Origin of the sequence: Myroides albus, from assembly GCF_024722315.1 — a bacterium.
Taxonomy (GTDB): Bacteria; Bacteroidota; Bacteroidia; order Flavobacteriales; family Flavobacteriaceae; genus Flavobacterium; species Flavobacterium album_A.
Map to the genome: position 1 here is coordinate 2,956,414 of NZ_CP102754.1, position 13,473 is coordinate 2,969,886.

Annotated in this window: 8 protein-coding genes; 7 read left to right on the plus strand and 1 reads right to left on the minus strand. The window is 31.6% G+C overall.

The genetic code is table 11. The features are described from left to right. Positions 1–35: 35 nt before the first annotated feature. The 7 genes from NWE55_RS13340 (at position 36) to NWE55_RS13370 (ending at position 11,671) form a co-directional block, all read left to right on the plus strand. Positions 36–899 carry a helix-turn-helix domain-containing protein gene (locus tag NWE55_RS13340; protein ID WP_196216240.1) on the plus strand — a complete coding sequence of 288 codons (864 nt, stop codon included), beginning with the start codon at positions 36–38 and terminating at the stop codon, positions 897–899. Between the two features lie 250 nt (positions 900–1,149). After that, entirely contained in the window at positions 1,150–3,438 is a 2,289-nt protein-coding gene (locus NWE55_RS13345; RefSeq protein ID WP_258204187.1) for a phage tail-like protein, read from the plus strand. A 10-nt stretch (positions 3,439–3,448) separates the two neighbouring features. After that, on the plus strand, positions 3,449–6,859 hold the full coding sequence (locus NWE55_RS13350; RefSeq protein ID WP_155093380.1) for a DUF8202 domain-containing protein: 3,411 nt from the start codon (positions 3,449–3,451) through the stop codon (positions 6,857–6,859). 13 nt (positions 6,860–6,872) lie between these two features. Next, positions 6,873–7,421 carry a phage tail-like protein gene (locus NWE55_RS13355; protein ID WP_155093381.1) on the plus strand — a complete coding sequence of 183 codons (549 nt, stop codon included), beginning with the start codon at positions 6,873–6,875 and terminating at the stop codon, positions 7,419–7,421. Positions 7,422–7,436: 15 nt separating this feature from the next. Beyond that, on the plus strand, positions 7,437–8,747 hold the full coding sequence (locus NWE55_RS13360) for a T9SS type B sorting domain-containing protein (protein ID WP_155093382.1): 1,311 nt from the start codon (positions 7,437–7,439) through the stop codon (positions 8,745–8,747). A 14-nt stretch (positions 8,748–8,761) separates the two neighbouring features. After that, the gene (locus NWE55_RS13365) at positions 8,762–9,691 is read left to right on the plus strand and encodes a PorP/SprF family type IX secretion system membrane protein (protein WP_258204188.1); all 930 of its coding nucleotides are present in this window, start codon (positions 8,762–8,764) and stop codon (positions 9,689–9,691) included. 18 nt (positions 9,692–9,709) lie between these two features. Continuing rightward, complete coding sequence (locus NWE55_RS13370; protein WP_258204189.1) at positions 9,710–11,671, plus strand: OmpA family protein; 1,962 nt, start codon at positions 9,710–9,712, stop codon at positions 11,669–11,671. Between the two features lie 513 nt (positions 11,672–12,184). Here NWE55_RS13370 and NWE55_RS13375 read toward each other — a convergent pair. Further along, complete coding sequence (locus NWE55_RS13375) at positions 12,185–13,030, minus strand: hypothetical protein (RefSeq protein WP_155093419.1); 846 nt, start codon at positions 13,028–13,030, stop codon at positions 12,185–12,187. Between the last annotated feature and the right edge of the window lie 443 nt (positions 13,031–13,473).

The following is a 13,473-nucleotide window of genomic DNA, read 5'->3' on the forward strand; positions in this document are numbered from 1 at the left end:
TATTCTATGGTCCTTTTTTATATATTATTAGTTTAATGATCATTAATAGAGTAGAGCCTAAGTCTATATTTAGGATATTAATCCACTTTTTACTGCCTGTAGCTTTGTCTATTGTTTATTTAACATTGCTGATTATAGATGAGTTTTTAGATGTTGAAATAATTTTACCTTATTTTAATGTCTTTAATGTAATATCTGGTATTCATCTTTTAATATACATATGTAATGTATATGCAATAGTTTTTAAACATAATGTAGATGACTTTCGACAGTATTTTTTTCTTAAGCTTAGTTCTGTTTTTTTACTAATCTCAATTGTTCTAATTTCATTTCCTTTTTGGGGGTTTGATTACATATATACCTTTAAACTTTTATTAGGTATTAGTTTTGTGGCTCTATGTTTTATTAGTGCAAGTTTTGCTAATCAATATCAATTTAAAGCAAAAATTCACTTGCAAAATCTTAATTCTAAAAAAGTAGCTAGTAATGATTTATCTGTTTCATCTAAAGATGTAAAATATTTAAATTCATTAGTTAAGAGTGATTTATTAACAGATTACGATTTAAAAATAATTGATTTACTTGAGAACAAAAAAATTTATTTAGATCGTAATTTAAGTATAGGCAAACTCTCTATGATGACCAAAATTTCAAGACATCATTTATCTCAATACTTCAATATTGTACATGAAAGTAATTTTAATAATGTAATAAATAGGTACAGAATTAAACATGCTCAAAGTTTAATAAAAAATGATTCCTTTGATATGTCTATCAATGATCTCTATTTTGAATGTGGTTTTAATAGTCGCGTTTCTTTTTTTAGAAGTTTTAAAAGTGTAGTAGGAATCTCTCCTTCAGAATATATCTACTTAAATAAGGCTACCTCAGATTTTTAATAGTATTTTTTTAGTTGTTTTTAATTTTTTTTTTGTTTTTCTAAGTGTTAATTAATAGTTTCTTTTTAAATGTAAGAGCTTGATTTACAGTTATCCAATTTTTTGAACTACCTTAAAAATGTTACAAAAAATTGTAATGGATTAAAAGTGGACTTTATGAATTAATCTTTAAAAAAAGTAGATTGAAATTTGTAGTGTTAATGAGAAAAGTAGAAGCTCACCTTCTAAAGAATAATTTTAAAACGACACTATGAAAAAAAGATTACTACCTATAGCTGTTTTAATGCTAACTGGTACGACGTATTCACAAATAGGAATAGGAACAATGAAACCACATGATTCAGCAATGCTTGAAATAAACTCTGCTGATAAAGGAGTTGTTATTCCACAAATTAGTCTAAAGTCTACAACAGATGAATTGACAATAAAAAATGCAGTTGAATCTTTATTAGTATATAACGTTAACACGTCTGCTGATATTGTTCCTGGATATTACTATTGGAATAAAGCACAAAGGAAATGGATTAAGGTTGTTTCATCAACTGATCTTGACGCTTTTGATTCTAGATCTAATAAAAATCTATATGTTGAGAATGATACGCTATTTCTTAAGGACTCTAAAGGTGATACTGTAAGTATTTTGTTAGAAAAAATACAAGTAAATACAAGTTTAATAAATGATCCAACTTCTCCAGGTAATTTTATTTTTACCGACGAGAAAGGAAATAAAAATAATATTCCAGTACTTGATGTAATCAGAGATAACTTTGATAGCATTGTTTCAAATGATAAAGTAGTTCAAAGCATTATCGATAAGTTAGCGCATACTTATGGTAATGTTTACTATGATAAGAACGCTAATACTTTTTACTATAAAGATGGAAGCGATCAGTTACAGAGTATTGAGTGGTCAGATTTTGATACAAAAGTAGCAAGTTATAAGCTTCAGGGTGACGAGCTTGTAATTACTGATTCAGAAAATACCGAGTTTGCAGTTAAGTTAGAGGATATAGCCAACAACTCTAAGTTTGTAACTACTATTGCGAACAATACTACATTTATTGATGAGTTATCATCAAATGACACATTTGTTAAAAACGTGGCATCAAATGATACATTTATTACAGAACTGTCTCAAAACGATACGTTTGTAACTAACATCACAAATAATAACGATGAATTTATTTCAAATATAATCTCTCAGTTATCCAATACTTATGGTAATGTTTACTATGATAAGAACGCTAATACTTTTTACTATAAAGATGGAAGCGATCAATTACAAAGTATTGAGTGGTCAGATTTTGATACAAAAGTAGCAAGTTATAAGCTTCAGGGTGACGAGCTTGTAATTACAGATTCAGAAAATACCGAGTTTGCAGTTAAGTTAGAGGATATAGCCAACAACTCGAAGTTTGTAACTACTATTGCAAACAACACTACATTTATTGATGAGTTATCATCCAATGACACATTTGTTAAAAACGTGGCATCAAATGATACGTTTATTACAGAACTGTCTCAAAACGATACGTTTGTAACTAACATCACAAATAATAACGATGAATTTATTTCAAATATAATCTCTCAGTTATCCAATACTTATGGTAATGTTTACTATGATAAGAACGCTAATACTTTTTACTATAAAGATGGAAGCGATCAATTACAAAGTATTGAGTGGTCAGATTTTGATACAAAAGTAGCAAGTTATAAGCTTCAGGGTGACGAGCTTGTAATTACAGATTCAGAAAATACCGAGTTTGCAGTTAAGTTAGAGGATATAGCCAACAACTCTAAGTTTGTAACTACTATTGCGAATAATACTACATTTATTGATGAGTTATCATCCAATGACACATTTGTTAAAAACGTGGCATCAAATGATACGTTTATTACAGAACTATCTCAAAACGATACGTTTATTTCTTCTCAAAATTACGCTTCTATTCAACTTTTAAATGAAACAGGAAAATCTAAAGGGTTTATTTTTAAAAGTGGAAATCCTAAAGATAATTCCACAGATGCAGAGAGGACTTTTAATGAAACCATAACTAGTCTTGAACGTAAAGGTACTCAACCTGTAATCACGCCAAATAATGAGTTTACATATTATCAGTTTACTAATGAAGAAGGTGAGGTGAGAAATATTACAGTTTCTGAAGACGTTAACAATGATTTTGATCTAATTCTTAAAAATAATAAGCAAAAGCTAGCTAATACATTGAATGAAACAACTCAGTATAGTGAATCACAAGAAACAGTTATTGGTAAATGGATTGATGGTAAAGATATTGTTCGAAAAGTATATACAATTAATTTAACTTCAGCTTCAGCTACAATTGAGGTGAATCAAGTTATTGCAAATAAAATATTAGAAGCTAAATTTATTAGTGATGATACTAATGCTATTGTTAGAGGAGTCGTGAAAAAACAAATAATAGGTCAGAAGACAACCTTGTTATTGGGTATACCAGGAAGTATTATAACTAATTACCAAGCAGGTGGATATACATTAATCTTGGAGTATATCAAGTAAAAAAGTTTTTTTGAAAAATAACTCCTCTTCTAAAGAGGAGTTTAAATCTATTAATTTGATGAGAAAAATAAGTTTTATAATATTAATCGCTTTACTAAATACAGTAATGTGGTCTCAAACGCAATCTGAAAGAATTGGTCCAGGTGGTGTTTTTGAAGACTTAAGAGTTTGGTTAAAAGTAGATGATGAGGGAGATATTGTACTAGAGAAAGGAAAAAATGTTGATGTATGGAAAGATAACTCTGGTAATTTTAACAATTTTAGTTTTAAAGATTTATCTAGTTCTAAAAAGGATGGCAGTCCTACTATTGTTTATCATGAAAGATCAATGAACTTTAATAATACTGTTCACTTTGGAGATAGACAATTCTTAGCCATAGATGGTAATTATGCACCTAACAAAGCCAATCATGACCCTAGGCCCATGACTGAGAATTCTCCATTGGGAGTAACAACTTTTGTTATTTATTATGCGGAGGATAATAAATCAGATAAAAGACTTTATACTCATGGGTTTGGTGGAACAGATCCCACAAATGATAGCGGAACTAGATATCCTGCTATGGGTTTCGCACCAGAGGAAGGAGTTGGAAGGCTTAGAAATGATGGAGCTACATCAATAGGTAATAATCATATTCAAGATGGTAATATAGTAGGATTTAATTTAGGTGCCACAGCTATGCAAATGATTAAAGTTCGAAATGAACGAACGGATTTTGCTAGCAATGATAAGAACAGATTTGCTACCATAACTCATGATTTTGGTGGTTGGCAAGACGTAATTACAACAAATAAAGGGAAAGATTTTGCTGAGGGATTTAAGTTAGCCCAAGGTGCAACTATTGGAGGTGCAAGCCGTACAAAAGCACAGTTTTTAGGAAATATTTCAGAGGTTATTTTCTTTGAAAAAGAATTGGATAAATACCAGCAAGAGAAAGTACAGTCTTACTTAGCTGTTAAGTACGGAATTACAATGGATGTTGATAGAAACGATCCTTACTTAAACTATGATTACGTATTGTCCGATGAAACTAAAGTTTGGCCAGGAAATTATAATGAGTATCTACAAGATGTTGTTAACTGGAAGTATCATAATAATGTCGCAGGTCTTGTAAGAGATGACGCTTCGGAATCTAGAATATACAAAACTCGTTCAACAGGTCTTGGTTCTATTTTAACTTTATATACCCAAGGAACTGAGTTATATAGTAATATTTCAAAAGAGTTTGATCAAGATTTATCAGCCGTTTTTTTCGGTGATAATGGCAAGAGTGTTAGTCAAGCCACTTATGTGGAGGACAAGCAAGGTATGTGTTTAGATTATGATTTTGGTATTGATAGAATATGGTTAATAGATAAAACTAATATTGATCAGATTACTTTAAATGTAAATGCTGGTGGAGCTGATTTTGCTTTTAATGGTGATGGATATCAGGTTTATCTTCTTTTGAGTAATGATGAGCAACGAGCTTTGAGTGGACAATGGGATCGTGCTATTGTTGGTAACTACATTGGTGGTAAGGATGGAGAACATACATTTGAACTTCCTTTACAAGATAAGTATACCTACATTAGTTTTGGAGCTGTAGAAGTTCAAGGAAAATGTGAAACTTGTGAATTTGATAAAGTTAAGCAAATAAGCTTTTTAGAGACAGATTGGCAAAAAGGTAACCTTCAACATTTTTATAATTTAGGTGATAATTTTACAGTAGATGTAAAAGTGATTGATGAGAATACTACCATGCAAAATAATCCAACAGTTATTAAAAAAGGTTACCCTAAGGCTAGTGGGAAAACTTCTTTAGAGATTTTAAGAAAAGCAAAACTTAAAAACGATACTGAATCTGTAACAACTCTTTTGGAATTATCATCTTCTGCTTTATTGGAATTTGATATTTACAATGTAGATAAAAAAGGAAAACATTATGATGAAGTTGAAGTTTATGGTTTATGTGGTACTACTGTTATAAAACCTGTTTTGAGTTATTCAACAAGTCAAGATAAAAGTAGTTATGAAATTGTTAATCAAGCTAGTAGTGTTAAAGCTGTAGCTAATGAGAAGTCTTCTTCTTATACTGGAGTAGCTGGAACTGTTCATGTTGAATTTGAGAGGGCTGTTTCTAAGGTTTATGTTAAATATACAGTAAGAAGAGAGAGTAGTTCTTCAGCAAAAACTAAAATTGGGATAGGTAGCTTAAGTTTTAGATGTCCAAGTAGTATTCCAGTATCAAATGAAGATGGGTTATATTTTAGTTTGCAAGCAGATCAGCAAGTTAGTATGTGTGAGGATGTGGTTTATACCTATAGAATTACCAATAATAATTGTGAGACTAAAGTAGTACCATTTGAAAATATATTACCTGAGGGATTATTGTGGAAAAAAGATGGTTTATCTATTGATAATGTTTTCATTGAAGGTGCATTTGTAAATGCTTACCAAGATAGCAAAGAGTTAAAAATTGATCGATTAAAAATCCCTGGAGGTAAAACTTTAACTTTTAGAGCAAGAGCTTATTTTAGTAAACAAGCTCAAGTTCAGGATTATGAGAATAAAGCTAGTTTTACATATAAAAGAAGACTTGCTAAACAAGATTTGAATGATCCAGATATGTATGAAGATGTGACTTTAGAGAGTTGTGATTTTCTATCTTCAGATCAATGTAATCCAACTATTACAACTGCATTAGCTGCGACTCAGTTCGAACCAATTTTAGTAGACTTACAGCTGTTAGATAAGAAATGCTTTACAGAGGATTCACAATACACGTTTTTAGCCACTTATAATAATGGTAATACATATAATTTAGCTCAAACCAATATTGATATTTATTTTAATGAAGAGTTTCAGGTAATTAAAGATTCTCTAAAATCAACTTCTATTGATTTCTCAAAGAGTGAAATTGAGGTAGAGGAAGGTTCCTTGTCAATAGAGGATTTCTTGTTACCTGTTGGTGAGTCTACTATTACTTTTGTTTTAAAGGCTCCAAAGAAAATAGATTTACAAGTAGATTCTTTAACACAAAAAGTTCTTGATTTAAATGTATTTATTGAATTATCAAGTGACAATCAGGATGTTTGTTTAAACTCAGCTGTGTATGATTCATTTACAGAGTTAAATGTTGAATATTGCTCTGTGTGCTATATGCCTGGAGTAATAGATCAGAATTTCGTATCGCCTACCGATTACGTTAATATCTCAACACTTGATACTCATATTTCAAATGACCAGCGAAATGCTAATGCTTTTTTAGTATTAGACTCTTTCTCTAAAGGTTTTGTGCCAACAAGATTACACACTTTAGAGATAACTAAAATTGAATCTCCTGTTGAGGGTATGATTGTATTTGATGTTGATCAAAATTGTTTAAAACTCTTTAATGGTCTGCAATGGGGTTGTATAATTCAATCTTGTGTGGAATAAAAAATAGAAACGGATGAAAATGAATATAAAGTGGAGTATTGGTATTATCTCTATGTTATTATTAACAAGTGTTAGTACTTATGCTCAACAAGTAACAATTGGCAAAGAGAGTATTGAGTTTAAAAGCTCAATACTTGAATTTGCTGATATGCAAAATAAAGGGATGGTTTTACCTGTGTTTGCAAAAGATAATTTAGATAAGGAATCAGTAGCTGGTACCTTATTCTTGGATGAGACACAAAAGAAAGTACTTCTTTTTTTGGGGGAAGAAAAATATATGGATCTATCTGTTACACCGGGTGAAGTAAATTTAGAGTATTACAATGGAGTACAGGAAATTTCAGGGGTTCAAAGTAGTATTTCTTTAGAACCAAATTTGACTATACCAGGAGTTTTAGTTTTACAGAGTGATTCAAAAGCTCTTGTGTTACCTAGAGTAGAGAGTCCACATTTAAATATTAAAAATCCTACAGCCGGAACTATTGCTTATGATACAAACAGTAAAATGCTTTGTATTTATAATGGGAAAGATTGGTCTTTTTGGGCAAGTGATGTTAAATAAGTAAAAGTGAAGGTTATGAATAATTTAAAAAATAAAATACTTTTTTGCAGCTTGATAGCTTTTTCAATTTGCTTTAAAGGTAGGGCTCAAGATAATATAATTTCCAATCATGGTATTTTAAAAGTTGCAAATCACGGTATACTTACCAATTACCTAAGCTTTTACAATCATACAAGTGCTAGTATCCAAAACGATGGTAATTTGTATTTCTTTAATGATTATCGAAATGATGGAATCCATAGCTTTGATAAAGAATTAAAAAATTCTCGAACAATATTTAGCAATATTAATCAAGTTAATAAAAAACCACAAAATATCGATGGTGTTGGTTTAACTGAACTTAATAATGTAATATTTAGTAATTCAACATCTGATTTTGCTTTTTTTATTCAAGCGAGTTTAGACTTATATGGACTTGTTGATTTTCAAGAAGGAATTTTAAAGATTCAGCAAGCTTCTGTAGATAATAAGTTAGAATACAGTGGTGCGGTTTCTTTCCATGATGGATCAAAAATTCAAAATGTTAGTAATGTATCATATGTAGATGGGTTTGTTGAAAAAGTTGGCCAACAAGAGATAACTTTTCCAATAGGTAATGGAAATTATTATAGATATGCTAGAATTAGTGCTAGTGAGAGTAATAAAAATATTTTTCAAAGTAAATATAAGGTTGATGACAATCAGTTTTTTAATATTAGAAACAATGTCTCAGGCGTAATTAATAAACTCAATGAAAAGGAATATTGGGTTATTGAGAAATCAAAGAATAGTAATAATACTGACGATATCATCTTGACTTTGACTTGGGATGAGCGCACCACGCCAGGTGAGCTGTTGAAAGATCCAGTTAGGGAATTGCACATAGTAAGATGGGATGAAAAGCTTCAGATCTGGGTTGACGAGGGAGGAATAGTAGATGTAGATACTAAGAGTATTTCTACTCCAACTTCTGTTAAAGGCTATGGTTTTTTTACACTGGCTACAGTTAATAAAGATTGGCTGTTGGACGGAGATGTGGTGATCTACAATCTTGTATCTGCTAATGGAGATGGGAAAAACGATTTCTTTCGAATTGACAATATAGAGCGTTTTCCCAATAATACAGTTGAGATATTCAACCGTTGGGGAGTAAGGGTGTATGAAACGACAAATTATAACTCTCGAGGGAATGTATTTGTTGGAAAGTCAGATGGACGTGGAACTATTAGTAAAGGTGAGAGTTTACCTACGGGAACTTATTACTACGTAATTACTTATGAATACAAGGATGACAAAGGATCTCGTACTATAAAGAAAGCGGGTTACTTGCATTTGGAGACTAACTAATAGAAAAATTCAAAATGAATTATAAAGCATTATTAAACAATAGTTTATTGGGCCTTGTCTTGGTAGGTAGCTCACAGGTAGCTACAGCGCAACAAGATCCTCAATTTACACAATATATGTATAATCCCTCACAGATAAACCCTGCTTATGCAGGGAGTAGAGGGACACTGAATATCTTCGGACACTACAGAACTCAGTGGGTAGGAATGGATGGTGCACCAAAGACAGCTAGTGTATCTGCCAACACACCTATTGGAGAATCAGGTCTAGGCTTGGGAGTTAATTTTACCAATGACAGATTAGGAGCAATGGATGAGAACAATATTTCGATTGACTTATCTTATGCAATTGATATCAACTATGAGTATAAATTGGCTTTTGGATTAAAGACCACAGCTAATTTAATGAGTGTAGATTTTACAAAGCTTAGAATATTTGATGGTAGTGATAAAGTAAATGACAATGTCAACAATGAGTTTACTCCAAATATTGGAGCAGGGGTTTACCTTTATTCTGATAAATCTTATGTTGGTATTTCTGTTCCAAACTTTTTAACAACAGACCGTTATGATGACAATGAGTTTACTACTCTACGTCAAAAAGCACATTTTTACTTAATGGGGGGATATGTATTTGAACTCAACCCAAGTTTGAAGTTCAAACCAGCAACTCTTATAAAAGTAGTGGAAGGGGCTCCACTGCAAGTAGATTTGACTGCGAATTTCTTGTTCATGGATAAGTTTACTCTAGGAGCAGCTTACCGTTGGGATGCTGCAGTAAGTGGGCTAGTAGGGTTGCAAGTGAATGAAAATCTGTTTGTAGGTTATTCTTATGATGCAGAAACAACAAAGCTGGCCAACTATAATTCAGGTTCACATGAAATATTCTTGAAGTTTGAATTATTTAATAGAAGAACGCGAATTAATACGCCTAGATTCTTCTAAAACTAAAAAGAGTAGATTATGAAAAAAAGGATAGTAAGAGCACTTTCTATTGCAGTTTTTTTGTTTGGAGTTTACGGACTCCAAGCGCAAACAGCTAAAGTTAGAAAGGCTGAGAAAACTTTTGATCAGTTCGAGTATGTAAATGCCATTGAGGTTTACCAGCGAATTGTTGAGAAAGGATATAAAAATGTAAATATACTCTCTAAGCTAGGGGATGCTTATTACTTTAAAGGAGATCTAAAGGGCGCTCATCAGTGGTATAAAGATTTATTTGTCTTGGCAGAACAAGAACAAGTAAAGTTAGAGTCTGAATACTATTACCGATTTGCACAGACTTTTAGAGCAATACAAGACTATGAGAGTGCCGACAAGTACTTGGCTGAATTTGCTGGTATTGAGCAAAGTGATAGTCGAGGAAAACTATTTATAGCGGATAAGGATACTTACCTTGACCAGATAAATGCGACAATTAAGCGATATGAGGTGAAGCCTTTACCGATTAATAGCCAGTATTCTGATTATGGCTCTGCACTTTTGGACAATAAGCTTGTATTTACCTCGGCAAGAGATACTGAAAGTACAAGAGAGGGAAAAAGACACAAATGGACCAATGAGGCTTTTACCAGTCTATACTTCACGGAAGTAAACGAAAAAGGTGAGTTTTCTGAACCAGAATTATTCGACAAATCTGTCAAAACAAAGGTTAACGAAGCTTCAGCTGTTTTTACTAAAGATGGGCAAACCATGTATTTTACGCGTAATAACTTTAAAAAAGGCAAGAAAGTTCACAATCAGCAGTATAGTATCTTACTGAAATTATACAAAGCAAATAGGTTAAGTGATGGCACGTGGTCTGAAGCAGTGGAGCTACCATTCAACTCGGATGATTTCAATACAGCTCATCCGGCGCTATCTCCTGATGAAAAGCTGTTGTATTTTGTCTCAGATAGAAAGGGAGGCCTTGGAGAGTCTGACCTTTTTAAAGTAGCAATCAACGATGACGGTTCATTTGGTGAGCCTGTTAATTTAGGAAGTCAAATAAATACAGAAGGAAGAGAAACATTCCCGTTTGTATCTGATGACAATTTCTTATACTTTTCTTCAGATGGCCGCCCTGGTCTTGGAGGATTGGATATTTATAAAGCGAAGATTAACGTAGATGGCAGTTTTTCTAAAGTGGTAAATGTTGGAGCACCTATTAATAGTCCTGGTGATGACTTCGCCTTTTTTATCAATGATAAAAACCGCAAAGGTTTCATTTCTTCTAATAGAGAAGCTGGTATGGGTGGAGATGATATTTACTTCTTTCAAGTAGTGGATTGTAAACAACAAATCACAGGTAAGGTATTTGATAACAGTACAACTTTTGTTATTCCAACAGCTAGTGTTGTTCTGTTTGACAATAACTACAAAGAACTAGGTCAGTATAACGTAGATGACAATGGTGGCTATATCACTGAATCACTACCGTGTAATTTCAAGTTTAGATTAAAGGCAAGTGCACAGGGGTATCAAACCAGTGAAGTATCAACAGTGCTTGGCCGTGAATTTGACGCTTTTAATGAGGTAAATATCGGACTTGATCCGATTGTGGAGAAGATTGAAAAAGACGATGACTTGTTTAAGAAGTTGAAATTAGAGCCAATTTACTTTGACTTTGACAAATCGAATATTCGTCCTGATGCAGCAATTGAATTAGCGAAAGTTGTGGAAGTCTTGCAAATGTACCCTCAACTTAAAATAGATGTTCGCTCGCACACCGATAGTCGCGGTAACGATGCTTACAATTTGAAACTATCAGATAGACGTGCCAAATCTACAATCAGCTGGATGGTTAAACAAGGTATTCAAAGCGATAGAATATCTGGTAAAGGATATGGTGAATCACAGTTAGTGAATAAGTGTAAGAACCATGTTCCTTGTTCAAAAGCACAACATCAAGAGAACAGAAGAAGTGAATTTATTATAAAAGAATTATAAGCAGAGCTACTGTGATTAATTTGAAAAAAAACAACAAAACTTTTTTTTCACTGCATTACTTTAAAAGGTAATGCTTAGCCAAAGGTAAGGGGAGATTCTAGAATCTCCCCTTATTGATTTATATAAAAATCTTTTTTCTATTCTTGTTAAGTATGCTTTAACTTATTTAAAATAGTTCTTGATGCAATTATAATTTTTTTTGAGTGAAAGATTTGTTTACTATCTAATGAAAATAATGATGTATTTATTCAAAAAAATGTTTTATCTCTTTGGTATTACCTATATTAATAGAGTGATTTTGTCTGATTTTTTTTGTGGTTTGGTATGTAAGATTTTAATTATTGTATTTTATTTTAAGAGATAGCTTAAAATTGTGGTATAGCTTATAACATTGTCTCTTTAGGTGTGATTAACAAATAAAACAAGAAAATAAACCCCTGTCTTAAAAAAAAGACAGGGGTTTTACTTTTAATTTAATTGTACTAATTAGCACAATAGTATTAGCTTATCATTTTACCATGCTACACCTGTTAGATACCTTAGAGATACTTTATTGGTTACAGGGTGAGTGTAAGGAGAGATAATAACAATTATTTTATCCTCTCCAGAGTAGTATGTATAGGCATAAAACTGTGTTGTATACATACTTTCATCTAAAGGTTTAAAGCCTAAAGGTATAAGAGAATTATCTATAAATTCTCTTGCATCAAGTAGGGATTCATATCCCACTAGATAACCTTGAGCTGATGCCCCGTATAAGGTTTCATTTATACCTATGTTATCCTCAGTTGCTTTTTCGCTGATGTAGTTTAAGTAATCTTCTTGTTCAGGTACCTCAAGAGCTACTCTTCTATAAGGTGAATTATACTTTTTTAATTGTTGATCAATATACTGCTCAGCAGCTTTTTGTTCGTCCCTAGTTGCTAATTGTCTTAGATAAGGAAGAGCGTGTTTTTTATCAATAATACTAATGAAGGTAAAGTCGATATTATCATCGCGTTGGATGACTTTAATTTTTGCCTGACTTGTGGCTTGTTTGTATGTAACTGTTAAAGTAGCTTCTCCAATTTGTAAAGCATTGATATAGTATTTTTCATCCACCTTTTCAACATCAGCTATGTCCTTGTTGTTTAATGAAAACTCATATTGAGCATTCGTATCATTATCACTATTTTTGATTATTAGTTCAACGTAATCTTTGTACTTTATACTCTGCTGTTCAAAATTTAAGGTTACTGAGGTTTTTGGTGGTTCTGGCTCCCCTGGTATTTTTACCTCAGTTGTGTTATCATCACTAGAACATGCAATTAGTAATAGTATTACACTAAAGGGGAAAATTAGTTTTAGAGTTTTTCTCATGATTAATTATATTTAGTTTGTATAAAAATAATCATATATCTGTTTGATTTTTATTGATTTAGACTTATTGTATTATAAATTATATCTAAATAGAACTTAGTTGATTAATAAGCATTATATGTTGGTACTTTACATATAAATAATGGAATTAAGTTAAAAACATTAAAATATTATTTAACTTAAATTTAACTTAAAATAAAAACAATCGTTTTTTTATCTATAAAATGGAAAATAACTCAGTGTGAATGTAATATTTTGGGGCGTATAACCTTTATGTAATTATCTGCTAGTGGATTAGCTAAGAAATATTGGAATTTAAATAGGTAAATAGATTTAAAGGGTACTTCTAGCATAATCGCTATAGGTGATAAACAAATCAGAAAACTTAAAAGCATTGTCAAAAGAGTTGCTCTTGCGCAAAGGGTAATATTTAATTAAAACAA

Bases quoted from the DNA above. Each gene is read 5' to 3' on its own strand.
- NWE55_RS13375 (WP_155093419.1), bottom strand. From the start codon at position 13,030: ATGAGAAAAACTCTAAAACTAATTTTCCCCTTTAGTGTAATACTATTA.
- NWE55_RS13345 (WP_258204187.1), top strand. From the start codon at position 1,150: ATGAAAAAAAGATTACTACCTATAGCTGTTTTAATGCTAACTGGTACG.
- NWE55_RS13365 (WP_258204188.1), top strand. From the start codon at position 8,762: ATGAATTATAAAGCATTATTAAACAATAGTTTATTGGGCCTTGTCTTG.
- NWE55_RS13360 (WP_155093382.1), top strand. From the start codon at position 7,437: ATGAATAATTTAAAAAATAAAATACTTTTTTGCAGCTTGATAGCTTTT.
- NWE55_RS13340 (WP_196216240.1), top strand. From the start codon at position 36: ATGATCATTAATAGAGTAGAGCCTAAGTCTATATTTAGGATATTAATC.
- NWE55_RS13355 (WP_155093381.1), top strand. From the start codon at position 6,873: ATGAAAATGAATATAAAGTGGAGTATTGGTATTATCTCTATGTTATTA.
- NWE55_RS13370 (WP_258204189.1), top strand. From the start codon at position 9,710: ATGAAAAAAAGGATAGTAAGAGCACTTTCTATTGCAGTTTTTTTGTTT.